Origin of the sequence: Chryseobacterium sp. GVT01B (assembly GCF_019970045.1) — a bacterium.
Taxonomy (GTDB): domain Bacteria; phylum Bacteroidota; class Bacteroidia; order Flavobacteriales; family Weeksellaceae; genus Chryseobacterium.
The window spans coordinates 120,305-146,689 of the sequence record NZ_JAHXYI010000004.1 but is presented as its reverse complement, the minus strand read 5'-3'; the positions used below and the strand labels follow the sequence as shown (position 1 = coordinate 146,689).

At 35.8% G+C, this 26,385-nt stretch carries 13 protein-coding genes; 5 read left to right on the top strand and 8 right to left on the bottom strand.

Annotation, left to right across the window (positions count from 1 at the left end; genetic code table 11):
• Positions 1-8 precede the first annotated feature (8 nt).
• The 4 genes from LC457_RS10575 (at position 9) to LC457_RS10560 (ending at position 9,485) form a co-directional block, all read left to right on the top strand.
• On the top strand, positions 9-896 hold the full coding sequence (locus LC457_RS10575) for a cbb3-type cytochrome c oxidase N-terminal domain-containing protein (RefSeq protein WP_223599806.1): 888 nt from the start codon (positions 9-11) through the stop codon (positions 894-896).
• 269 nt (positions 897-1,165) lie between these two features.
• On the top strand, positions 1,166-6,193 hold the full coding sequence (locus LC457_RS10570) for a translocation/assembly module TamB (RefSeq protein WP_223599805.1): 5,028 nt from the start codon (positions 1,166-1,168) through the stop codon (positions 6,191-6,193).
• 21 nt (positions 6,194-6,214) lie between these two features.
• Positions 6,215-8,542 (top strand): BamA/TamA family outer membrane protein, encoded by a 2,328-nt coding sequence (locus LC457_RS10565; RefSeq protein WP_223599804.1) that lies wholly within the window; start codon positions 6,215-6,217, stop codon positions 8,540-8,542.
• 1 nt (position 8,543) lies between these two features.
• Complete coding sequence (locus LC457_RS10560) at positions 8,544-9,485, top strand: YihY/virulence factor BrkB family protein (protein WP_223599803.1); 942 nt, start codon at positions 8,544-8,546, stop codon at positions 9,483-9,485.
• A gap of 110 nt (positions 9,486-9,595) precedes the next feature.
• Here LC457_RS10560 and argS read toward each other — a convergent pair whose 3' ends face one another.
• The 6 genes from argS to LC457_RS10530 all read right to left on the bottom strand — a co-directional run bounded on the left by argS (position 9,596) and on the right by LC457_RS10530 (position 21,592).
• Positions 9,596-11,356, bottom strand: a complete 1,761-nt coding sequence (argS, locus tag LC457_RS10555) for an arginine--tRNA ligase (protein ID WP_223599802.1) — start codon at positions 11,354-11,356, stop codon at positions 9,596-9,598.
• A gap of 68 nt (positions 11,357-11,424) precedes the next feature.
• A complete protein-coding gene (locus LC457_RS10550) occupies positions 11,425-11,877 on the bottom strand; it encodes a lipocalin family protein (protein ID WP_223599801.1) in 453 nt (150 codons plus the stop codon).
• Between the two features lie 84 nt (positions 11,878-11,961).
• Positions 11,962-13,515, bottom strand: a complete 1,554-nt coding sequence (locus LC457_RS10545; protein WP_223599800.1) for a SusD/RagB family nutrient-binding outer membrane lipoprotein — start codon at positions 13,513-13,515, stop codon at positions 11,962-11,964.
• Between the two features lie 6 nt (positions 13,516-13,521).
• Entirely contained in the window at positions 13,522-16,533 is a 3,012-nt protein-coding gene (locus LC457_RS10540) for a SusC/RagA family TonB-linked outer membrane protein (protein WP_223599799.1), read from the bottom strand.
• Positions 16,534-16,935: 402 nt separating this feature from the next.
• On the bottom strand, positions 16,936-18,564 hold the full coding sequence (locus LC457_RS10535) for a SusD/RagB family nutrient-binding outer membrane lipoprotein (protein ID WP_223599798.1): 1,629 nt from the start codon (positions 18,562-18,564) through the stop codon (positions 16,936-16,938).
• Between the two features lie 10 nt (positions 18,565-18,574).
• On the bottom strand, positions 18,575-21,592 hold the full coding sequence (locus LC457_RS10530; RefSeq protein ID WP_223599797.1) for a SusC/RagA family TonB-linked outer membrane protein: 3,018 nt from the start codon (positions 21,590-21,592) through the stop codon (positions 18,575-18,577).
• 250 nt (positions 21,593-21,842) lie between these two features.
• On the opposite strand from LC457_RS10530, the gene LC457_RS10525 reads away from it, so the two are divergent.
• Positions 21,843-22,427, top strand: a complete 585-nt coding sequence (locus LC457_RS10525; protein ID WP_223599796.1) for a ribonuclease HII — start codon at positions 21,843-21,845, stop codon at positions 22,425-22,427.
• 130 nt (positions 22,428-22,557) lie between these two features.
• On the opposite strand, the gene yidC is transcribed toward LC457_RS10525, so the two are convergent.
• Positions 22,558-24,357 (bottom strand): membrane protein insertase YidC, encoded by a 1,800-nt coding sequence (yidC, locus tag LC457_RS10520; RefSeq protein WP_223599795.1) that lies wholly within the window; start codon positions 24,355-24,357, stop codon positions 22,558-22,560.
• A 204-nt stretch (positions 24,358-24,561) separates the two neighbouring features.
• Positions 24,562-26,169 (bottom strand): CTP synthase, encoded by a 1,608-nt coding sequence (locus LC457_RS10515; RefSeq protein ID WP_149833574.1) that lies wholly within the window; start codon positions 26,167-26,169, stop codon positions 24,562-24,564.
• Positions 26,170-26,385: the final 216 nt, after the last annotated feature.

The following is a 26,385-nucleotide window of genomic DNA, read 5'->3' as shown; positions in this document are numbered from 1 at the left end:
GAATTGCAATGAAAACGAGAACCCCAATTTCAATATATATCGCAGCAACGATAGGTTTAACGATCATGGCCTTTGAAATGTTCGCCAGTGATTCAGGATATTTTTCTTCTCCTTTTTTCTGGGCGTTGATATTAATCGCCATTCTCCTCCTGCTGATCATGAATTCAATTGGAGATCTGGTGGAAAATGAAAATTTCAACCGATTATCAGAGGAAGAGAAAAAACAATATCTGGCAGAAAAAAATGTTCCTTATTATCAGAAATTATGGAATTCGGCCTTCAAAAAACAATCCGTTACGGAAGAAAAAGATATTCTTATCGACCATGGTTTTGACGGAATTACAGAGCTTGACAACTCACTTCCGAAATGGTGGATCGGTTTATTCTGGTTCGGATGTATCTTCTGCGTAGTTTATCTGGTAGCCTTTTCTTTCACAGATTACGCCCATCCGGAAGCAGAATATACCAAAGAAGCAAAAACCATGTTGGCATCTATTGAAGAGTATGAAAAAACAGCTCCTCAGATCAATCTGGAATCTGCAAAATACAGTGCTGATAATATCGCAGAAGGCCAGGAACTTTTCAAAACAAATTGTGTTACCTGCCATGGAGACGGAGGAAAAGGAGGAATTGGTCCGAACCTTACCGATACACACTGGATCAACATGAAAGAAAAAAGTTTATTTAAAAATGTATTCTGGATGCTTGAAAACGGTTCTCCAAACAATCCTACCATGAGACCCTTCATCAAGGAAGGAACCATCACAGGAAGAGATGCTGAAAAGATAGCCGCTTACATTTACCATATCAACCAGGAAACCGCTCCTATCACAACAGCCCAAGGTGGTGCCGCTCCGCAAGGAGAAGAAGTAAAATGGGAAAACGGAAACAACTAAAAAATTATTATCTATCATATAAACCATGCCAAGCCCCCTTTTCTACTACACTAACATTTGAATTTCATTTTTGCTAACTAACCTTTTCAACATTAAAAATGATATAAAGGGGGCTTTTTAAAAATAAATATCCATGCCTTGGTTCGTCTTACTCAACTATTCACTTGACAACTACAAACTAAAAATTCCATAATAAGACAGTCAAGGCAGGATTTTTGCATTTGCAAAGGATACCACAACAAAGACTAAATAAAATAGTATTATTATCTTTGTTAGAAACCACCTCGCATTTGAAACTGAAAATCAACACCACCAAAATTTTAAGGCGTATTGCAATAACCTTTATTTCAATATTGGTTTTTCTTACCCTGTTGATATTAAGCTTAAGGCTTCCTGCCGTTCAAAATTTCATTAAAGACAAGCTTATTGTTTACCTTGAGAAAAAAATCAAAACTAAGGTAAGCCTTGAAAAAGTTTACATCGGATTTCCCAACAGTCTTGTCATGGAAAATCTTTATCTCAAAGGACAGGATGTAGACACCCTTCTGGCAGTGAAGAAACTGGATGTTGGTTTACATATGCTCAAGCTCCTCAATTCTACAGCAGACATTACTTCAGTCAGCATGGAAGGTGCCCGTGCCAATGTTGTACGGAAACCGGATGGCAAATTCAATTTCAATTATATCATTGATGCTTTCGCAACCAGCGACAAAGAAGAAAGTTCTTCAAAGCCATTCATTATTTCTCTTGATAAAATCAATTTAAAAGATATTGGGGTAACCTTCAATGACCAACAATCGAGGAATGATATTAAACTATATTTTAAGTCTTTCGATACCAGAGTAAAAACTTTTGATCTTAATAAAAACAATTACGCCGTTAATGATATCAATCTTGACGGATTAAAATTAAAGCTAAAACAGGGACTTGTAGAAGAAGTTGCCCAAAAGGTTGAGAAAAAAGTAGACTCTCTTAATGAAAAGAAACCAATGAATATTGGATTGAGAGGTATTAAGCTTACTCATTTCGATATTGACTACGGTGATGAAAATACTAAAACATTTGCAAAAGTAATCTTCACAGAACTGAGCACAAAGGTCAATAAACTGGATCTGGAAAACAATGCCTTCAACCTAGCGAATGTATTTCTTTCCGGAGCAGACATTAATGCCAATCTTTATCTTCCTGCTCAGAATGCCAATCCGAAAAAGACCAAAGAACCTGAAGTTTCCAAAGTTTCCGATCAGGATAAAGCAATGAAACTTCTTTTAGGAAAGCTTGTTTTAAATGATGTAAAGGTAAATTATAACAATACCGCTATTTCCCCAACTAAACAGGGAATGGACTTCAACCACCTGAATTTTTCAAAAATGAATGTAGAGGTGAAAAGCTTTAAAATGGAGAACAACACCTTTGCAGGAACAGTGAATTCTGCAGAAATCAAAGAAGGAAGAGGATTGGATATTCAGAAATTCAATACGGATTTCGTGTATGCAGAAAAGGAGGCTTATCTCAAAGATCTTTACCTTCAAACTCCAAAAACAATATTGCGTGATGAGGTTATTTTAAACTATAACTCTATCGATCAACTAAGCTCAAACTTAGGTGCTGTAAAGATTTCGGCCAATATCAAAGATTCAAAAATAGGATTCTCTGACATTTTGAATCTGGTTCCAACGTTAAGAAATACAGTTCCATTTAATAAATATCCGAATGCTATTCTCAATGTAAATGCGAATGTAAAAGGAAGCGTGAATGATCTTTTAATTCAGGATCTTAAAGTTTCCGGGCTGGATCAGCTGAGAGTGATGGCATCCGGAAAAATTAAAAATGCGATGAATCCTGATCAGTTATATTACGATCTGAGAATCGGAGAATTTTCTTCCAGTGCCAAAACGATATTCAATCTTGTCCCGAAAAATACGATTCCTTCCAATATTTCTCTTCCTTCCCATTTCAGTATCAAAGGAAATGCAAAAGGAACAACTAAAGTAGTAAATACAGATCTTAACCTCTACTCTACACTCGGAAATGCAGCCATCATCGCACAAGTAGATATGCGGAAGAAAAATCATGAGTTATATGATATAAAAGCAAATCTTCAGGGTATACAGATAGGAAAAATTATTCAGAATAAGGATATTGGCCCTGTCACGGCACAGATTGCAGCAAAAGGCGAAAGTTTTGATTTTAAAAATGCCAATGCTTATTTAAAAGGACATGTTGCCTCAGCGGTCTATAAAGGATACCGTTATCAAAACATGAATCTTACCGGAAAGATCAACAAAGGAGCTTATCATGTTATTTTAGATTCAAAAGATCCTAATGCCAGTTTACAGTTGACCGCTTCCGGAGTATATGATGAAAAAAATCCTACTGTAAAAGTAAACGGAGAAGTCATCAAGCTGGATGTCAACAAGCTTGGTTTCTATGAAAAACCGATGATCATTGCCGGAAAAATTGATGGTGATTTTACAAGTCTGGATCCGAATAATCTGAACGGGTATTTAAACCTTAAAGATTTTGCATTTTCAGATACCAAAGAAGTATATCCTGTACAGGAAGTCAATCTGAAGGCCTCTTCTACTCAGGATTCTACCCAGATTATTTTCAATTCTCAGGTGGCAGATGTGGAGCTGAAAGGTAAATATAAACTTACCCAGATTTTTGGAGCATTAACGCAAACGGTCAATCAGTATTATCAATTCCAGAAGCCGGATAAAAGTCAGAAAATTGATCCGGGACAGCATTTTAATTTTACTGCAAAGATTAAAAATGATGATCTGATCAGAAAATTTGTTCCGGATCTGAAAGATTTTGAAACCATTAATCTGGCAGGAAATTATGATGCAGATTCTCAGAAAATTGAAATTGACGGACAGATTCCGCGATTATTATATGGCGAAAACTCTATTGAAAAAGGAGCTTTAAAAGTAACGAATGAAAATCAGGCATTACAGTACAGCCTGAATGTTGCGGCATTAAAAAGCTCAAGTTTTTCTTTAAATAAAATCAATATTGACGGTGATGTTGCTGACAATACCATCCGCTACAACGTTACCACAAAGGATGAAAAAGACGCTACGCAATTCCTGATTGCCGGAAGTGCAAAATCCTTAAATGATATTACTGAAGTTTCTCTGAACCCGAATGGCTTAAAACTCAACTATACGGATTGGAACGTGGCTGAAAACAACAAAATCCAGATCAGCAACAAAGGAATTCTGGCTGATAATTTCATCCTATCCAATGGAAACAGTGAAATTGCTGTTCAGTCTGAAACCAACAGTCCAAGCAGTCCTTTGAATATTTCGTTGAAAGATTTCAAGATTGAAACCATTACAGAACTTATTAAAAAAGACACGGTTCTGGCAAGAGGAACTATTAACGGAACCGCACAGCTTCGTGATGTGACTAAAAATATGACCTTTACTTCGGACCTGAACATTTCTGATTTAATCGTCTATGGAAGTCCTGTCGGAAACCTTGCCGTAAAAGTAAATAATGCTTCACCGAAGGTTTTAAATGCTGATATTGCGCTTTCCGGAAATAATAATGATGTAAAAATTCTGGGAGATTATAACACCTCATCCAGTACTTTCGATCTGAATATGGCGATCAATCAGCTTCAGATGAAAAGTATTCAAGGATTTTCTATGAATGCAATTACCAATACGGAAGGTTATCTTTCAGGAAATTTAAAGATTACAGGAACTACTGATAAGCCTAATATTTTAGGAAAAGTAAAATTCAATGATGCCGGATTGGAAATAGCCAAAACCGGAAGTGATTTCAGACATCTGAGTGATGAAATCAACTTTACGAGCCAGGGAATAGAATTTGATAAATTTAAAATTAAAGATAAAGACGGAAATGCTCTTGTAGTAGATGGACAGGTTCTGACGCAGACGTACAGAGATTTCGCCTTTAACCTGAATGTGAATGCAAAAGACTTTAAAGTAGTCAATTCAGAGAAATCCAATGATGCGATCATGTATGGTGTTCTTGCTATTGATGCCGGGCTTCATATCCGCGGAAACCTTGATCTCCCAAAAGTAGACGGAAGATTAAGCGTGGCAGACAATACGGATTTCACTTTTGTCCTTCCTCAATCCAGCCCTACTTTGCAGGAAAGAGATGGTATTGTAGAATTTGTGGATCAGGATCAGGTGGTTTTAAACAAAACCATCAAGGCTGATTCTCTTAATGCACAAAGCCGTATTAAAGGAATGGATGTGAGTGTTAATATTGAAGTCAGCAAAGAAGCAAAACTGTCGCTGATTATTGATAAAGCCAATGGTGATTTCGTACAGCTCCAGGGTGAAGCAGAATTAACAGGAGGAATAGACCCGTCAGGAAAAACCACATTGGTAGGAATATATGAAGTGGAAAAAGGTAGTTATGATCTTTCGGTGAGTTTCCTGAAACGTAAATTTGACATCCAGAAAGGCAGTACTATCACATGGACCGGTGAGCCTACAACGGCTCAAATGGATATTACCGCCGTTTATAAAACAGAAGCTCCTCCTATTGACCTTGTAGAACAGCAGATCAGTGGAGAAAGTGCTTCAACATTGAATCAGTTTAAGCAGAGAGTTCCTTTCAATGCTTTATTAAAAATGAAAGGGGAATTATTGAAACCTCAGCTTACTTTTGATATTACTACAGATGAAAAAAATAATTCTGTTTCTACTAATGTAAAAGATGTTGTAGATCAGAAGCTTGCCCAGATCAGAACTCAGGAGTCTGAGCTGAATAAGCAGGTGTTTGCATTACTTCTTCTGAACCGTTTCATCGGAGAAAATCCATTTGAAAGCGGAGCGGGAATGTCTGCAGAAACCATGGCGAGACAGAGCGTGAGTAAGATTCTTTCTCAGCAGCTGAACAATCTTGCAGCAGGTCTTATCAAAGGCGTAGATCTTAATTTTGGTCTTGATTCTTCAGAAGATTATTCCAGCGGAGAAAAAAACACCCGAACTGACCTGAATGTAGATATCAGTAAAAAATTATTGAACGACCGACTAAAAGTAACGGTAGGAAGTAATTTCGGACTGGAAGGTCAGGCCCGTCAGAATGAAAATATGACGAATATTGCGGGTAACGTTTCCGTAGATTACAGTCTTTCTAAAGATGGAAGATATATGCTGCGAGCTTATCGTAAGGATGAATATCAGGTAGCTCTTCAGGGGCAGATCATAGAAACCGGAGTTGGATTTATCATTACATTGGATTATGACAAGTTCCGGGAGATTTTCCAGAAATCTAAAGAGAAGAAGCCGAAAAAAAAATCAAAATAACCAAGTGGTAGAATTTAAATAATGAGTAATAAGTTCCATATATATTGTAAGTATCTGTTGGTTTCCGGAATGGCATCCACTGTGGTCTCGTGCAGTAATACAAGGTTTTTGAAAGAAGGTCAGATGCTTTACACGGGAGCCAAAGTAAAGATTGAAAATGATACAATTTCTAAAAAAGAAAAGAAAGACCTTCAGTCAGCATTAGAAGCCAATCTTACTCCAAAGCCCAATTCTACTTTTTTAGGATTGCGTCCCAAGTTGTATTTTTATAATATTGCCAAAGAGCCGAAAAAAGATAAAGGTTTTAATTACTGGCTTAAATATAAAGTGGGTGAAAAGCCAGTATTATTGGGTGATGTAGACAGAGAGTTCAATAAAGATATCATTGAGAATTATTCTGAAAACAAAGGATACTTCAATGCTAAAGCTACTTATGATACCATTTCAAAGAATAAAAAAGCCCAGGTTATCTATAGAGTAAGACCGGGTTCAAGATATTTGATTGACGGAGTAAAATTCCAGAAAGATTCTACGCTGGTTAATCGGGAAATTCAAAACTTTACTGATAGAACCCTTCTTAAAAACGGAAGGCCATTTGACCTTGATGTCATCAAAGCAGAAAGAGAAAGAATTGACAACAGGTTAAAAGAAAGAGGTTTTTATTATTTCCATCCTGATAATATTATTGTCCAGGCCGACAGTACGGTGAGCAAAAATCATAAGGTTGAGCTTAATGTAAAACTGAAAGACAATACACCTGATTTAGCAACTCAACAGTTTAGTATTGATAATGTTATTGTATTTCCAAATTACAACATTCAGGATGTAAAAGATGGAAAATACAGCATTCCGATGGATAAAGATTCTCTTTCTAAATATCGTTTCGACGACATTTACGTCATTGATCCTCAACATAAGTTTAAACCGAAAATTTTTGACAGAGCATTATATTTCAAAAAAGGAGATCTTTATAACCGTTCCAATCATAATCTGACCCTGAACCGACTCATCAGTCTGGGCGTATTCAAATTTGTAAAGAATGAGTTCATCGTATCTGACTCTTTAAGCCATAAATTTGATGCCTATTATCTATTAACCCCAAGACAAGTTCAATCGCTCCGTCTGGAAGCTTTGGGAAGAACCAACTCTGCCAACTATGCAGGTAGTGAGCTGAACCTCAACTGGACGCATAGAAATTTCTTCAGAGGTGCAGAACAATTTAAAGCATCCATCTACGGAGCTTTTGATTTCCAGATGGGAGGTGCGCAAAACGCCAATAATATTTTCCGTGCAGGAACAAATGTCCAGCTTTCGATCCCGAGAATTGTGGCACCATTCCGTTTTCATTCTTCCAGTGAATTTGTTCCCAGAACCAATATTAGTTTGGGATATGAATTCCAGAACAGAACACAATATTATACTCTTAATAATTTCACCGGATCATTCGGATATGTGTGGAAAGAAAATGCGAGGAAAGAACATGATCTGAAAGTCATTGATATTACATTGGTATCGCCAGCAAATGTTACAGATGAATATTACGCTAAATCTATCAATAATCCTGCTATGCGACGAATTGTCGATAAGCAGTTAATTTTTGGCCCTACCTATTCTTTCACCTATACCAATACCATGCTGCCAAGAACCAATACCTTTTATTATAAAGGAACGCTTGATCTTGCAGGAAATATCACAGGATTGGTTACCGGAGCAGATGTAAAAAAAGATAAGGAAAAGAAAATATTCGGTATTCCTTTCAGCCAGTATGTAAAGATTGAAAATGATATTAGATTCTATCATAAATTCACTGAAAAATCTTCTCTGGCTACGAGATTTATCGGAGGAATTGCCTATCCATACGGAAACTCAGAATTTGTTCCTTTCTCCAAGCAATTTTTCTCAGGAGGTAGTAACAGTATAAGAGCGTTCCGTGCAAGAACGTTAGGACCGGGAAGCTTTGATCCGAGAACCCTTGATGAAGGTACTTATTTTGATCAATCCGGGGATGTTAAGCTGGAATTGAATGCAGAATACCGCGCCAATCTTTATAAATTTTTAAATGCAGCTGTTTTTGTAGATGCCGGAAATATCTGGCTGCTTCATGACGATGAAAACAGACCGGGAGCAAAGTTTTCAAAAAACTTTTTAAATGAAATTGCGGTGGGAGCCGGAGTAGGTCTGAGACTGGATTTTTCTATCCTGATCTTAAGACTTGATCTCGCCATGCCACTGAGAGTTCCTTATTATGAAAAAGGGGACAGATGGGCCTTCGATAAAATTAATTTCGGAGACTCTAACTGGAGAAAAGATAATCTTGTTTTAAATATTGCCATCGGATATCCTTTTTAATATGATCAAAAATGCTAAATTTTTCTGGGAGGTTCTGAAAGACACATTTACAGAATGGAATAATTCTACTGCATCAAAAGATTCAGCAAGTCTTGCTTATTATGCTATCTTTTCAATCCCGGGATTATTGATTATTATTATATGGGTACTTGGAAATTTCTTTGGCGAAGAAGCAATCCGTGGACAAATTAGTACGCAAATCAGTGGTATTATGGGTCCGGATGTTGCTAAAAGTATTGAAGGTATGCTGGCGGGCGCTCTGATTGACAAAAAGAATATTTTCATGAAAGCCGTAGGAGTTGGATCCCTGGTTTTTGGTTCTACAACGCTTTTTTTTCAACTTCAGCATTCATTAAATTCACTTTGGGAAGTGGAAGCTGCTCCCAAAAAGGCATTGATTAAATTTCTTCTGGACAGAGCCAATTCTTTGGGGATGATTCTTATTATGGGATTTCTTTTGATGATCACCATGGTTTTATCTTCTTTGATCAGTCTTTTCAATCAGATTATTACCAGATATTTTGGTCTTGAAACCTATATGCTGGTAGAGTTTGTGAATTTTGCTGTAGGATTTGGACTGGTCATGCTTTTATTTGCTTTAATGTTTAAAGTGCTGCCCGATGTTTTGATCAGCTGGAAACCGGTATGGAAAGGCGCATTTCTGACAACTGTTTTATTTACCCTCGGAAAGTTTTTATTAAGTCTTTATTTTAATCAGGTGAAGCCTACCTCAGCCTTTGGTGCTGCCGGAACCGTCATCCTGATTATGATGTGGATCAACTATTCCTGTATGCTGATATTTTTTGGCGCTGTATTTACCAAGGTTTATACGTATAAAAGAGGATATAAAGCTATTCTTTCCAAACATGCAAGGTGGACTCCTGCGAAGTTGTATGCGGATAGTTTGAAGCAGATGAATGGTGAGAGTAATGATAAAACGTAAATTTGGGTTGCGGGGTTCGGGTTGCGAGATTTTGAGATTCGGGATACTCCTGATTCGAGATTATTGATATATGAAAAAGCCTCCTGAAAAATTCAGGAGGCTTTCTATTTTTACATTCTGTTTACAGTTCCGATTCCCAGTAGTCCCAACGATTTTTTGATCGTCTTCGCTGTGATATCTGAAATATTCAAACGGAATTGTTTTACATTTTCATCTTCCTGATTCAGAATTGGGTTATTCTGATAGAAAGAGTTGTAGGCCTTAACCAAATCATAAACATAGTTTGCCACCAAAGCCGGACTTAATGTTTCCGCTGACTTGGCAACTATAGTCTTAAAGTTTGTCAGCTGCATAATCAATTCTTTTTCGGATTGATTTAATTCAATATCAGCTGTTTCTGGTTGTAAAGTACCTGCTTTAGATAATAATGATTGAATACGAGCGTAAGTATATTGAATAAACGGCCCTGTATTTCCATTAAAATCAATACTTTCTGCCGGATTGAAAAGCATTTTTTTCTTAGGATCTACTTTAAGCATAAAGTATTTCAATGCACCCAACCCTACTGTTTCATAAGATATTTCTTTATCTTCTTCAGAAAGTGTCTCTAACTTTCCTAATTCCTGAGCCTTAGATTTAGCTGTTTCATACATTTCCTGCATCAGGTCATCGGCATCTACTACGGTTCCTTCACGGGATTTCATTTTACCTTCAGGCAGTTCTACCATCCCATAAGAAAGGTGGAACAACTGATCAGCCCATTCATATCCTAGTTTTTTTAGAATTTTAAATAAAACCTGGAAGTGATAATCCTGTTCATTCCCAACAGTGTAAATCAACTTTTGAATATTGTTGTCTTTAAAACGCTCTACGGCTGTTCCCAAATCCTGAGTCATGTAAACAGAAGTACCGTCAGAACGTAACAATAGTTTCTGATCAAGACCTTCATCGGTAAGATCACACCAAACAGAACCGTCTTCTTTCTGATACAACACACCTTTATCCAATCCTTCCTGAATAAGATCTTTTCCTAAAATATAGGTATTACTTTCGTATTGAACCTGATCAAAGTCAACACCCAGTCTTTTATACGTTTCATTGAATCCTTTATAAACCCATGAATTCATCTCTTCCCAAAGCGCTCTTACAGTTGCTTCCCCATTCTCCCAATCCAGAAGCATTTTCTGTGCTTCTTTCATCACCGGAGCATCCTTTTTAGCCTGTTCTTCTCCTACTCCCTGCTCTACAAGCTCTGCAATTTCTTTTTTATAGTTTTTGTCAAATTCTACATAATAGTTTCCAACAAATTTATCGCCTTTGGTATTCGTTGTTTCAGGAGTTTCTCCATTCCCGAATTTCTCCCAAGCCAGCATTGATTTACAGATATGAATACCTCTGTCGTTAATGATCTGAGTTTTGATCACATCATATCCGGCTTCTTTTAAAATCTGAGCAACTGAGAATCCTAATAAATTATTTCTGATGTGCCCTAAGTGTAAGGGTTTATTGGTATTCGGTGAAGAATATTCTACCATTACCGTAGCATTTTTCTTTTCTATAGTGGAGAAATTCTTGCTTACAGATCTGAAGTTATCTACAAACAATTGGTTTTTAACCTTAACATTAAGGAACCCTTTTACTACATTAAAGCTTTCAAAAATTTCCGTCTGCTCTGTCAAAGCTTCACCTAGTTCAACCCCGATACTTTCAGGATTTTTTTTCAACTGTTTCACCAACGGAAAAGTAACAATGGTAAAATCACCCTCAAATTCCGTTTTATTTTCCTGAACTTCCAGCTTGATGTCTTTTAACTGATATACATTTAAAATAACTTCTGAAAGTTTTTCTTCTATAATATATTTAATATTCATTTCAAAATTTTGAAGTACAAATATACGGAAATAAAAAAACCGCCCGAAGGCGGTTTCTTAAAGTATTTTTATTCTTTTATATAAACTAATACAGCATCATCATTACCTGGGATTCCATCTACATTTTTAAAACCATCAACAATTTTCAGTTCAGTATCAGAGAAATCCTCGACAGTTTTCTGTGATGTTTTACTCACTCCTCCTTCCGTATAAGTAAGCGTTAGTTTACCATACATCCTATCATAAGCCCATTTCCCTGAATAGGATTCAGGTTTTATACACTCCCCAGCTCCAGCACCTGCTTCATATCTTTCGTATACTCCCGAAAAGTCAGTATTAATAAGTATCTGTCCTTTTTTTTCACAAGTGGATACAGGATAGCTTTTCCCTTTAAACTCATATCGGGAAGGTTTCCATGTACCATTAACACTTACTTCTTCTGTTTTAGAATTACTCCTGTCATCATCACTGCTGCAAGAAACAATTCCCATTATGGCAATAAGCCCGATCAAAAACTTCATATTGTATTGTATAATTTTTTAAATAAGATATTCCTGTATTGCTACAGGAATACCATTTATTATTGATTTCAAAGGATCATTACATTAGTTTACATCCCAGAAAACTTTAGTTGATACTTTATCTCCTCCAATTTTTGAAGCAGCTTTCTCAACATTAGTTTTGTTAAGCAAATATTCCTGATCAGAATACTTCATTCTTACCGGCACAGATTCTACTGTAGAATCTTCAGGATTTTCAAACACAGGGTAATTTAATCTTCTTGCAAAATTCCATGCCTGGAATCCTTTATTAAACATGGCAACCCAAGCCTGGAAACCTATAGATTTTCTCCAGTTTGAAGCATCATATGGATTTGCTGCAATGAATGTAGATGCAGATGCTGGGGTAATACCATATTCTGTCATAGAAGCAGTGATAGCTTCTCCATATAGACCTGCTGCTGTTCCACCAACAGTAAAGCCGCGTGCTGCTGCTTCAGCTCTTAAGAATGAGATTTCTGAGTAATCCAGCAAATATCCTTGAGCGTTCTCTGTGAAAAGCATATAATCACTATCTTCTCCCATATCAGGAACTCCGTTAATATCTATTTTTGGAGAGGTCATATGTGAGTAATTCACAAATGAATTTCCTTTTCCATAAACTCCTCCTTTATATGCACCTGTATTAGGCTCGTACTTTCCAGTAATTTTGTTGAATACTCTATCTGCTTTTACAAACCATCTTGCTCTTCTAGGATCTGAAGTAGAATTCATATAGTTTATCAACATTTCTGAAGGAACAAGATCATTTCTACCAGACTGTACATCTTCCTGATATACAGGATTAGCAAATAATCCTGATGGGAAAGCCGCTAAACCAAAGTTATCATCCTTACTTTCGAATAAACCAGCTGCATAAGCTGCCTCAGCAGTATTTTTTGCAAATGCCGGATCAACATCGGAAAGAGTTACTGCTAATTTGAATTTTAAAGAGTTACCCATTTTTTTCCACTTAGACATATTTCCTTTATAGAATAAGTCATCAGCATATCCGGACTCTGCGGTACTAATCATTGCAACAGCTGCATCAATTCTTTTTATCAGATCCAGATAAATTGTTTTTGCATCATCATAAGGGATTTCAGAAGCTCCCGGATTCCCTGGAACAGCTTTTAAAGCTCCAAAATAAGGGACATCCCCATATGTATCAACAAGATTTGCCCATGTGTATACACTGATCAATTCAATAATAGCTACATTATTGTTTTTCTTCACGGCACTTCCACCTTCATTTTGAAGAAATTGTTTAGCATCTCTAAGAGCAGACAGAACCCCCGCAGAATGTGCTGTAGCAGATCTTGAAGCCATCATTACATTGTAATGGTTTCTTGGGATAGGTCTTGTTACCATATCATAGTTTGATTCATCAACATAGGTAGTTTGTGCCCATTGTTGAGTAAAGAATCTAGAGATATTATTATTAACGTTAGGGGTTAGCATCTGCGATATTAACGCCTGTTCTGCACTTGCCACCAATAACCCTGAAGGAACAATTGATGGGTGTTTTGGGTCTTCATTCAAAGATGTGATATCACGTTCACAAGAAGTGGTAGCCACAGTTAAAGAAATTAGACTTAATATTAAAATTATCTTTTTCATGCTTTTTTAGAATTTTAATGTTACATTGATACCTATGTCACGTGTTGTAGGAAGTACTCCAATAGAGTTTCCTTTTGAAGCTAACCCGTTTCCAGTTCCTGCTTCAGGATCTGCATAAGGCAAGTTTTTGTGAATAATCCAAAGGTTTCTTCCAACTAACGAAATTTTTGCTTCCTGTATAGAAGTATTGGCAAGAATTGATTTTGGAAGACTGTAACCAATACTAGCTTCTCTTAACTTAACATAAGAAGCATCATATACAAATCTGCTGTTTGGCATTCTTCTGTATCCATCTACGTTACCAAAAGTACCAGGAGCACTTGTAGGAGTTGTATTTACTTGTCCATTAGGATTTACACCTGGATTAATAACCCCAGCTGTTCTATAATCTCCTACAGCAGTCTCTTCATATAAACCTGTAGCAAGACCATAATACATATCTGTAGAGAATACATCTCCACCATGTTTGATATCAATTAAGAAACTCACAGAAATTCCTTTATAAGTAAAGCTATTTCTGATACCTCCAATCCAATCTGGGGTAATATTTCCGATTACCTGATTTGGATTTCTTAAATATCTCCCGTTAGCAGGGTCTACAACACGCTCTCCATTGGCATTGTAAACATAATCTGAACCAACCAAAGCTCCAAATGCTTCACCAACTCTTGCATTTAATGAAACACCTCCCTGATATTGTGCCAATAAATAGTTTTGGGAATCACCATATAGAGAAATTACTTCATTTTCGTTTTTAGACCAATTTACATCAATATCCCAACTAAAGTTAGAATTTTTAATCGGCGTACCATTTAACTGGACTTCAATACCTTTATTATTAATCTGTCCTGCATTTACTAGGAATGTTCTATACCCAGTCGCTGAGGAAACCGGAAGATTGATAATTTGATCAAGAGTACGTGTTTTATAAACAGCAATATCAAAGCCTATTCTGTTTTTTAAGAATTGAGCTTCCATACCAAATTCCACTTCTTTTGATCTCTGTGGTTTAAGATCCGGATTTGCTAAGAAGTATGATTGATTAACCAATCCCGTACTTCCAAATCCTCCTCTTACTCTGTAAGTATTTTCTAGTTGATAATTCACAGTTGAGGAACCTACTTCTGCATAATTAGCTCTTACTTTCCAGAAACTTAACCAGTTTTGTTTCCATAATTCTGAAAGAATTAAAGATCCGGTTGCTGAATAGTAATCATAAGTATTATTAGCTTTTGGAAGGTTTGAACTTCTGTCTACTCTATACGTTCCGTCTACAAATAATAAATTTTTATATCCGAAAGAAGCCGTTGCGTATAAACTGGATGTAAGCCATTTTGCGTAGTTTTCATCCGGCGGGATGATTGGACTTGCAGAGTTAGAAATTGCATACAATCCCGGAGTTGCAAGACCACCTTCTGTACTTGCATACACTGCATCACTTAGGTTTCTTCTTACATTCCCTCCTACGATACCACTAACATTTAAGTCTTCCATGATATCGAATTTATAATTAGCAAATAAATCAAAGTTGGTCTCTGAAGTTCTTACATCCTGACGGGAATATCCTGAAGTCACATTATTTCCTGAAGCTCCAAAAGCCTGAGGTAATGAACCATTGGCCAATCTTTCTTCAATTAGCATTTGCATATTGTCGTAAGATAACTTTCCTGTAATCCCAAAGTTTTTAGAAACATCATACTTCAACTGTGCATAGCTGAATGTTCTTGTTCTGGAATCGGATTGATAATTCTGATATCTTTGGAAATATGGGTTATTCCAATAAGCAGGAGTTCCATTTTCTCCTGAAGTTCTATTCCATGTGTTATTACTGTTATTCGTTCTGGCATAAGCATCTCTTAAGTCGTAAATATCTACGTTTGTCTGCCACCACTGTCTGAATCCAGTTACAATATTATCAGAATATCCTGTTTCATTTCTACCTTTTGTATCCTGAATTGTTAAAGTTGAAAATACTGTAGCATGAAGTTTGTCTGTAAAGTCATAACTGAACTTCGCAGTTAAATTGTTTTTTCGCAAATCTGAATTTGGTAATAAACCATTGGAAAGCATATTTGAGTAAGACAAAGATATATTCGATGATTTATTTCCTTTCTCTAATGAAATTGAGTTAACATAAGTTACCGGGTTTTCAAAGAATTTAATAGGTCCGTTTTTAGCAGCTACCCAAGGAGTTGCCATCCCATAATAAGGAGATGTCGGATCGTAAGAATACCATTGGCGAACTAACAAATTAGGGTTAAACTCAGCTCCATAAGAAGCATCTTCGGTAAGTGGTACCTGAAATTCTCCAGTGTTTGGGTCATGATTGAAATATTCATCAGGATTACCATCTCCATTGGTATCATTACCGTACTGAGGTCCATAACCAGCTCCGTATCTCGACTGATATTTAGGAAAAGTAGATTTATCAATAAAACCTACATTGATGTTTGAGTTCAATGTTACTCCCCAACTTCCGTCTTGTTTTCCACGTCCGTTTTTAGTAACAATCAAAATTACACCGTCACTTCCTCTTTCTCCGTATAAAGCAGAAGCTGCTGCTCCTTTTAAAACATTTATACTTTCAATATCATTCTGATTGATATCCGATAAGAAATTTCCATAATCAAAAACAGTTCCTTTAACACTTCCATTATTTACTGGAGATCCATCAACTACAATAAGCGGAGATCCTCCTGACAGAGATTTATACCCTCTGATCAATAAGTTTGATGATCCGCCAAAGTTGTTGTTTGTGTTAACCTGAAGACCGGCAACTTTACCAGAAAGTAGACCTGCAACGTTTCCTGTATTGGTAGTTCCACCTGTCAATGCCTCAGCCTTTACTTCTTCGGAAGCATAACCAAGAGATTTTTTCTCTCTTTTAATCCCGAGTGCGGTTACAACCACACCCTCAATTTCTTTTGTTTTAATAGTATCATTCTTCTGCTGAGCGTTCGCAACCGCTATAGAAGAAGATAATACTAAAACAAGAAGACTTGCTGTTAGTTTCTTCATATCAAATTAATTTTGTACCCTACAAATTTGTAAAACTTTCTTAATACCACAAAGCAAAATTTAAAAAAATTGCATTTCTTTTAATATTTTTAAACAAAAACAACTAAATAATTATTAAAATAAGTTAAAAAATAGATATTTAACAAAAACAAATTACTTAATTGTTAATTTCATTTAAGAAATAATAACAATCATGTAAATTGATAATATCTATATTAAATTTTCACATAAAAGAGATTAAACAATTTGAATGTCAACAACTTGAAATCCATAAAAAGATAAAAAAATTCTAAAACCAGCGCACATGCTATGCTAGGCATATTTTTATATTAAAAAAAACTTAGTCCTTAAAACAAAAAAAACCGCCCGAAGGCGGTAATAAAATATATTAAATTTGTAAGATTAGTTCTGATTCCAGAAAGGCGTATATTGATTTTTAGTAAATACAACATCACTTGCAATGTTTGGTACATTTGCTGAGTTTGTCGCAAATTCAGAATTAGGATAAACCAATCTATACGGCCTCCTTGATTTTACTGCATTTACAGCTAAAGGATTATAAGGAAGTTCGGTTCTGTTATACTCAATATACATTTCAGTAGGATTCACATTAGTAAGAGCCAACCACTTTTGAGTCATGATTGCTTCCATTTTTTGTGCATCAGTACCTACCCAGCCCAAACCAGGTCTTGTAGAAATATTTGTAATATATGTACCCATATTTACTGGAGTAACCCCTACCCACAGACCTGAAGCAGTAACCCCATCATTGAAGGCTGTCTGCCCACCAGTAAACAATGCAGGATATTTTAAAGATGCTTCTGCCAGCATAAGTTTTGCTTCTGCCAAAGACATAATAACTCCTCCTCTTGCATTTGATGCATTAAGAACACCTGTAACATTACTAACTGGAGTACCTCCTGAAAAATTCCCTGCAGCAAGTTTTGATACATTTTGGTTATCTGTAGGAGCACCAGGCTGACCTGAGGTAGCACCTTGTCTCACACCTTTTACCTGACCAACACTATTGTAGGTTATACTGGTGAATAATCTGAATCTACGAGGATCAACAAGGCCATTAAATTTCTGATATTGCGGTGCTACATTCCCTAAGTTATTACCATTTAAAGCAATAGCTAAGTGTTCTGAAGCTGTAATTACAATATGATTCTGAACTTCAGTAGGTGTAGAATTATAATAATAATTAAATGCAAATGGATTCAACTTATCATTATTGGCAGTAGAATAACCAGGTTTTTCAACTACATCTGAACTTATTAAATTAGCTCCCAGGTTAGTACTAGAACTTAATGCTGCAAGATGCCCATCACGGTAAGCAGCAAGATCACCTGTTACTTTTGACATTCTTAGTAAATATCTAAGTTTTACAGTCTGAGCAAATGCTTTCCACTTAGTCATATCACCTCCAAAAACAATATCCTTTTCTGCCGGATTTACAGCATTATCTTCTTCTGCATCGATAAGAGCTACTGCTTCATCAAGATTACCGATAAGTGATTTATAAATATCAACGTCCTTATCATACTTAGGAGCAAGATTATTTTGACCTTTAAATGCTTCTGTATAAGGGGCATTACCATAAAGATCAACGATATACTGCATATAGAAAGCTTTCATAACTTTTGCCATAGCAATATAATTATCTTGTGAATGATTACCGTTTGGATATCTTTCAATTACTACAAAGTTATTGACATTCTGGTAAATATTATCCCAAATACCATCATAAAACTGGCTATTTACAGCTGATAAAGAAAATTCATTGGGATATAGCCCACCATAATGATACACATCTCCCGCCCAGGAGTTCATCATTAAATTACCAAACTGCATCATATCACCAGCCTGCGCTCTATAAGACTGAGCAACAGCTCCTGGAAAAATTAATTCCGGGGTTATATTCTCAGCGTGAATAGAATTGGGGTTTTCATTAATATCGAGATAATTATTACAAGATGTTAATGAAGCTACCACAATAAGTGATGAGATTATATATTTAATTTTATTCATTTTTAGAATTTTAGAAAGTTATATTAAAGTTAAAACCAAAGTTTCTGGCCGTTGGATATTGGCTTACTGCTAAGCTGGCACCTGTTTGCATTTCCGGATCACCAAAGTTTCTATTGTCCTTCGCATATACCACAAATGGATTTCTGGCATACACCCCAATGCTCATACTATTAATGAAAGTACTTGCTAGTACTGATTTAGGAATAGCATAGCTTAATGCAATTTCTCTAATTTTTAAAGCAGTCCCATCAATTACAAATTCTTCAGCTATATCACTTCCATAATTGGTAGTAAAGTAGTTCACTGTACCTGCATAACTTGCATCATCACCTACCGGTGTGGTGTTTGGAACATATACAGGATTAGAAGCTGTACCAGTATTCTGAACAGAGTTAGGAATGATATAACCATTAGAACGGTTAAAATCAGCTTGCTTCTCTAATGTACCTACATAAGACATCAGGTTTTTAGCTTCAGAAACAAAACTGTTTCCAGTTCTGTAATCAGCCACTGCACTGATAGTAAAACCTTTAACTCTAATAGATGTACTGAAGGCCAGAATATAATCAGGATCTAATTTACCCAGCACTTTATATTGGCTGCTTACTACAGGAATTCCCAGATCATCTACAATGATTCTTCCTTCCGGATCTCTCTGGTATGCAGTTCCCATGATAGTGTTTGCACTACCTCCCAATACAGCATAAAGACCAGCTGGTATTCCTTGACCTGAAGCTCCTCTAGGTACACTTAAAGCCCCATTATCCAAACTTGTTACAACAGATTTATATTTTGAATAAGAACCTTTCACATTCCATTCAAAATCTTTGGACTTGAACGGAGTTACTCCCAATTCTAATTCAAAACCTCTGTTTCTCATAGATCCGGCATTGTCTAATACATTACTGAATCCTGTTGCATTTGATACACCACTATTGGTAATCAAACCATCTGTCTTCGTCTGATAAACAGATCCATCAAAAGTAATTCTATCTTTTAGGAAACCTAAACTCAAGTTAGCTTCTAGAGTATTGTTGAATTCCGGTTTAATATCCTGTGATACTGGCGTTCTATTAATAATATAAGATGACAGTGTTCCAAATGGGAAACCTGTTGGGAAAGTTCCAATCTCATCAACAGCATAAGCATCGAGTACAGAGTTACCTGTTCTGGTAAATCCTCCACTTACTTTTGCATAAGTAAGAATATCTCCGTTTGATAAGTTTTTAAAGGCTTTTGTCGGAATGAATGATACCCCAGCAGAATAATACGAATACCCATCATTTCTCAACGGTCTTTTAGCCTCTCCTACTGCAGGTGTCTCATGAATACTTAAAGCAGATGATTGTTCGAATCTATAAGTTGCATTTAAGAAAAGGTAATCTTTATATCCTAAATCTAAGTTAGAAAACCATGCTACACTTCTCTTTCTCATTTTACCGTTTTCAAGGTTGTACCAAGGAGTAGCATTAAGCACATTCTGAATATTATACCATCCCGGGATTTGCAGATTTGTTCCTCCAACCTGAGAATAATCTTCTTTTGTATCCTGAATGTTGTTACCTAAGTTAAATTTAAGGTTTAAATCATCAGTTAAATCATAATTAAAGTTTAACATTAAGTCTCCATAGTATCTCCAGATTTTATTAACCGTTTTATTATAAGCAGAGGTAATAGCTGTAGCACCGTAATCCAGATAGTTTGTACCGTCATAAGCTGTGCCTGTACCATTATACGTTTTAGCTTCATTAGGTCCGTATGCATCAGTATGAGTCTCAATTACATTAGATATTGTTGACATATTACCTGTATAAGTCAAACTAATATTTTTGTTAAACTCATATCCTAAAGATACAATACCATTAAAAGTCGTCGTATTATTATCATTACGTAAATGATCTCTTAACCAATATGGGCTACGGGAAAATGCTGTCCAGTGACCATCCATCCCTCCTGCTTCATATGCTCTAACATCGATATTGGTAGGAGTCTGGATAAGCTGTCCGAAAAGATTTCCTCCGGTTTGAGATGTATTTTGATCAATAAAATTAAAAGTAGCATCAATTCTTAATTTTCCAAGCTGCTTGCCACCTTTATAGAATACAGTATTTCTTTTCAGATTATCTCCTTTGATCATAAAATCATTTTCAACCCTGTTAAATGACAAGAAAGAGTAAGAGTCTCTTCCTCCAACATTCATTGAAATACCATTTTGAATCAAAACTCCATTTCTAAAAAACTTATCAGCGTTATTTTTTCTAGGAGCATATGGGCTATAAATCAAACTTCCGTCAGCTTGTGGCAAACCAGCAATTAATGACTGTCCTCCAATTTGAGGGTCATTATAAGCAGGTCCCCAGCTTCCGTTTTCGTAAGGCACCCAGTTTGTTCCTCCATATTCTACATCACTGAAGTCAGTAGGCTCACCAGTCCAACCTTGTCCATAAAGCTGCTGACGGATTGGAGTTTTGTAAATTGTAGATACATCTATAGAAGATGTTAAGGTAAATTGTATTTTTTCAGATTTGGAACCTTTTTTAGTTGTCACCACAATAACCCCATTACTTCCTTTCTCTCCATACAAAGCCGATCCTTGCTGACCTTTAATAACGTTTACACTTTCAACTACTTCGGGTGGTAACTGCTGAAAAATACTCAATGTAGATATTGCACCATCAATAACAATCAATGCTTCATTATTACCTGAAATAGATCTCGGACCTCTAATAGTTACTTTTGCCTGACTATTAACAGAGTTACTCGTTGTATTAATCTGTAAACCTGGTACTTTACCTGTCAAAGCCTGAGCTGCGTTAGGGTTCACCGCTTGATTAAGTTCCTTAGTATCAATAACTTTATTACTCGTAACAATCGCATCCTGTCTCTTCTTAAGACCGAGAGCACCCGTAACAACAACCTCACGGAGGTCAGTAACTTTTAAAGTATCACCTTGCGTATTTTGCGCACTCACTACTCCAAAGGAAGCAGTTAGAGCGATCGCTAAAACACTTGTAGTTAATTTCTTCATGTTTAGAATGATTATTTTTATTGCCTACAAATATGTGAAACTTTCTTAAAATCAGCAAGAAAAAATGTTAATTTTTCATAATCAATATATTCATTATTAAAAAAAATGCATTATAAATATAATTAAATAAAAAAAACGCACAATTAACAAAAAACAGTAGATTATACTATTTACAATAATTAAAACAAAAAAAAATACACAAAATAACTTTCTGTAAAATTTTCTATTTTTGCATTCTGAGAAACAATTCATGGAGCTAATAAAAAACTGGTCAAACCTTTACATCGAGGCAGGATGTGATGAAGTAGGAAGAGGATGTTTAAGCGGTCCGGTGGTAGCTGCAGCGGTAATTTTAGACGATGATTTCCAACAGAATCTTGTGAATGATTCAAAAAAATTAACGTTCAAAACCCGAATGGAACTGGATAATTACATTAAAGACAATGTGAAAGACTATGCCATATCAGAGCTCCCTCCTTCGTTTATTGATGAGCATAATATTCTTAACGCAAGTATTCATGCAATGCATCGTGCACTGGATAAACTTACCATAATTCCAGAGCTTATTCTGGTAGATGGAAACAAATTTCATCCTTATAATTACATTCCACACCAATGTATTATTAAAGGAGATTCTAAGATTTTATCTATTGCTGCAGCGTCTATTCTAGCTAAAAACTACAGGGATAAATTAATGATTCAGCTTCATGAAGAACATCCTGAGTATGGTTGGGACACCAACTTTGGCTATGCTACAAAAAAGCATCAGGAAGCCCTTATAAAGCATGGTCCCACATCTCATCACAGACAATCCTTCAGATTGAAATATGATTGAAATACCTCATTTTCAATTATTAAATTCTCATGCCAGAATGAGAAATTTGAAATTATTCTAAATAAAATTCAAATAAAAAAAAGAGAAGCAATTATTCAATTGCTTCTCTTTTTATGTTATAATTAAGAAATTATTTCTTTTTACCTCTTTGTTGCTCCTGAACTTTTTGCTGCTCTTGAGCCTTCTCCATCATTTCTCTCATTCTCTTTTGGAATTTACCTTCTGCTTTCGGTTTTTCCTTGTTAGACTGAATCTGAGCATGGATTTTCTTTTCATCCAGGATCAGATATTTAATTATCAGGATAATTAAGATGTTAATCGCATTCGATACAAAATAATACCATGAAAGACCTGAAGCCGAAGTATTAAGGAAGAATAGGAATGTAATCGGGAAGATATACATTAAAACCTTCATATTTGGCATTCCTTCCTGTTGAGGCTGTTGCATATTTCCTGAAGTCATTACAGTATATATCAAGATAACAACTGTACAAGCTAATGCAAAAATACTTAAGTGATCTCCAAGGAAAGGAACTTTAAACGGAAGTTTGATCAAATCATCATAAGCCGTTAAATCCTTTGCAAACCAGAACCCTTGCCCTCTAAGATCAATAAAGTTCGGGAAGAAACGGAACAATGCATAGAAGATAGGAATCTGAACCAATGCAGGCAAACATCCCGCCATCTGATTCACTCCGGCTTTTCTATAAATTTCCATTGTAGCCTGTTGCTTCTTCATTGGATCTGCATCCTTGAATTTAGCATTCGCTTCATCAATTTCCGGACGGATTACCTTCATCATTGCACTCAATTTATGCTGCTTATACATAATTGGTGATAAGATCAACTTCACAATGATTGTCATTACAAAAATTACCCAGCCTGCAGATAGTCCCCAGCCAGCGATAACACTATACAACCACATAAAGAAATAACGGTTCATCCAACCGATAAAAGACCATCCTAATGGTAAAATCTCATCGAAATTTTTATCATAAGATTTCAACAATGGAAGATCTAATGGCATAAAATACCAGGTAAAATCCTGATTCAATTCACTTCCGGTCATCTGAACGAAACCTTCATAATTTAGCTTCTTCAAATACTCTCCTTCTTCAACAGTCTCCTGGTTACCTTTACTATGTGTGAAACCATTTTTAGCTTCAATCACTGAAGAAAAGAACTGCTGCTTTACTCCAATCCAGTTAAGCGTTTCTTTCTCCTCATCCATTGTAGTTCTTCCATCATAATCATAATCCTTATAATTATTGAAAGCATAAGAGAATTCTGAGTGAGACTGCTCCTGAGCTCTACCTTTTTCCAGGTTTCTTACATTGTAATCCCAGATAAAATCTGCTTTATTGTCAGATGTGATATTGGCTAAACCTTGAGTTCTTACTTTAAAATCTAAAGTATATTTTGGAAGCAATGTATAAATGAACTGGATAACAGCACCATTATAATTAGCCGTCATCGTTACCGCATTTCCATTAACAGCAGGTGAGAAAACTAAATCTTTAGTATTGATTACTTTTCCTGTTTTATCTTTAAATTGGAAACCGTAGTTAGAATTATTTTTATTGATCAGGTAAAGAGGAAGATCTGCTTTATCTGTTTTGTGATCATATGCTTTATATTTTGAAAGCTGAACTTTAGAAACCTGTCCTCCTAAGCTTGAGAATTCAACATTTAATTCTGTGTTTGACAGACTGGCGGTCTGAATTGCGCCTGGAGTTACATTTGGATTGATATTGTTTGCCTGAGTTTGCTTTACGGCATTTTTCACCTGTTCCGTTTTCTGCTCCTGAGCTTTCAACTCCGCTTCTTTCGTTTGTTTGTTCTGGAAGTAGAACATAAAACCGAAGAGAACAAGGCATAAAACCGCGAAACTAATCATCTGCTTCTTATCGATTCCGTTGTTTTGTTGCATTTTATTTTTGTTATAATTAAAATTTCCTATTCTTAGCTTACTACAGAACTATAAGAAAACTGATAAATCTGCAGCAAATTTGAGCTGACAAAAATACTGTTTTTTTATCAAAACTCTATACTATAATACATTACTATATAATAAACTCAAGCTGAGAATAATCAGCCTGAGTTTATGTGTAGACGTTTATGATAAAATATTACCTTATTTCTTTTCGCAAGCCTTGATGAAAGCTCTGAATAAAGGATGCGGTGTCGCTACCGTACTCTTATATTCCGGGTGATACTGAACTCCCACATAGAATGGGTGATCAGGAAGCTCAAGTGCTTCTACCAAGCCTGTTTCAGGGTTTGTACCTGTTGCAAGGAAACCGTTTTTCTCAAATTCCTGAAGATAATCACTGTTGAATTCATAACGGTGACGGTGTCTTTCAGAAATATTCTTGCTTCCGTAGATATCAAATAGTTTAGAACCATTTTTCAAAGAACATTTCCAGGCTCCAAGACGCATTGTTCCTCCTTTATCAATTACATTTTTCTGTTCTTCCATTAATGAGATCACAGGATCCGGAGTTGCCGTATCAAATTCTACTGAATTCGCTTTGGTGTGCCCTAAAACATTTCTTGCAAATTCAACTGTCATGATCTGCATTCCTAAACAGATCCCCAACATTGGAATTTTATTTTCTCTTGCATATTTTGCAGTAAGAACTTTTCCTTCAATTCCTCTGTCTCCGAAACCTGGAGCTACAAGGATACCATTCACTCCTTTCAGAGTATCTTTGATATTTTCTTCAGTAATATCTCCACTGTATACCCATCTTACTTTTACTTCAGTTTCAAGGTCAGCTCCTGCATGTTTGAAAGCTTCAGCAATGGAAATATAAGAATCCTGAAGGGAAACATATTTTCCAACCAATGCAATTTCAACTGTTTTCTTAGGATTCTGGAATTTCTTAAGGAAACTCTTCCAGTCTTTAAGATCAGCTGTTTTATCACTTTTCAGATCCAGTTCTTTCAATACTACATCATCAAAGTTTTGCTTCTGAAGATACATCGGAACTTCATAGATTGTTTCCAAATCTTTACATTCAATAACGTTTTCTAAAGCAACGTTACAGAATTGAGCCAGTTTTGCTCTCTGATCTTTAGGAATTTTATGTTCTGTTCTGCACACTAAAACATCTGCCATAATTCCGCTTTCCATCAATTGACGAACGGAGTGCTGGGAAGGTTTTGTTTTTAATTCTCCACTTGAAGCCAGATAAGGTAGTAAAGTAAGGTGAATCACCATAGAATTGCTCTCTCCCAGTTCCCATTTCAACTGACGAACAGTTTCAATGTATGGCAAAGATTCAATATCCCCTACAGTTCCTCCGATCTCCGTAATGATGATATCGTAGTTCTGTTTTGAAAGGATTTTAATTCTACGTTTGATTTCATTAGTAATATGAGGAATTACCTGAACTGTTTTTCCAAGGAAATCTCCTTTTCTTTCTTTTTCAATTACAGTTTGGTAAATTTTTCCTGTAGTAACGTTGTTGTTTTGGGATGTAGGAGCATCAAGATAACGCTCATAGTGGCCTAAATCCAGATCCGTCTCCGCACCATCTTCAGTTACATAACACTCTCCGTGTTCATAAGGGTTCAAAGTTCCTGGGTCGATATTGATATAAGGATCTAATTTTTGGATCGTTACATTAAAGCCGCGTGATTTTAGTAGAAGTCCCAGAGAAGCAGAAACGATTCCCTTTCCCAAAGATGAAGTTACACCTCCTGTCACAAAGATGTACTTTGTATTCTTTTTACTCATTAGATTAGGTTTGTGCAAAGTTATGGGAAAAAGAGATACAAAGCAATTATTTACATTTTGAAAATTAAAAAACATCACTCAAACAATTATAAAACCTGATAAAAATTTTTATCTATATTCACTATAAGCAAATGAAACAAAGTTATAACCAACATGATTTCCGTCTATCAGCTAAAAAGGTTTTCCATTGAGTGGAAAACCTTTTTAGTTTTTATG

What these genes read in the sequence shown, in the direction of transcription:
- LC457_RS10565 (WP_223599804.1), top strand. Translation starts at nt 6,215, where the DNA reads ATGAGTAATAAGTTCCATATATATTGTAAGTATCTGTTGGTTTCCGGA.
- LC457_RS10535 (WP_223599798.1), bottom strand. Translation starts at nt 18,564, where the DNA reads ATGAATAAAATTAAATATATAATCTCATCACTTATTGTGGTAGCTTCA.
- LC457_RS10530 (WP_223599797.1), bottom strand. Translation starts at nt 21,592, where the DNA reads ATGAAGAAATTAACTACAAGTGTTTTAGCGATCGCTCTAACTGCTTCC.
- LC457_RS10560 (WP_223599803.1), top strand. Translation starts at nt 8,544, where the DNA reads ATGATCAAAAATGCTAAATTTTTCTGGGAGGTTCTGAAAGACACATTT.
- LC457_RS10525 (WP_223599796.1), top strand. Translation starts at nt 21,843, where the DNA reads ATGGAGCTAATAAAAAACTGGTCAAACCTTTACATCGAGGCAGGATGT.
- LC457_RS10540 (WP_223599799.1), bottom strand. Translation starts at nt 16,533, where the DNA reads ATGAAGAAACTAACAGCAAGTCTTCTTGTTTTAGTATTATCTTCTTCT.
- LC457_RS10575 (WP_223599806.1), top strand. Translation starts at nt 9, where the DNA reads ATGAAAACGAGAACCCCAATTTCAATATATATCGCAGCAACGATAGGT.
- LC457_RS10550 (WP_223599801.1), bottom strand. Translation starts at nt 11,877, where the DNA reads ATGAAGTTTTTGATCGGGCTTATTGCCATAATGGGAATTGTTTCTTGC.
- LC457_RS10545 (WP_223599800.1), bottom strand. Translation starts at nt 13,515, where the DNA reads ATGAAAAAGATAATTTTAATATTAAGTCTAATTTCTTTAACTGTGGCT.
- yidC (WP_223599795.1), bottom strand. Translation starts at nt 24,357, where the DNA reads ATGCAACAAAACAACGGAATCGATAAGAAGCAGATGATTAGTTTCGCG.
- LC457_RS10515 (WP_149833574.1), bottom strand. Translation starts at nt 26,169, where the DNA reads ATGAGTAAAAAGAATACAAAGTACATCTTTGTGACAGGAGGTGTAACT.
- argS (WP_223599802.1), bottom strand. Translation starts at nt 11,356, where the DNA reads ATGAATATTAAATATATTATAGAAGAAAAACTTTCAGAAGTTATTTTA.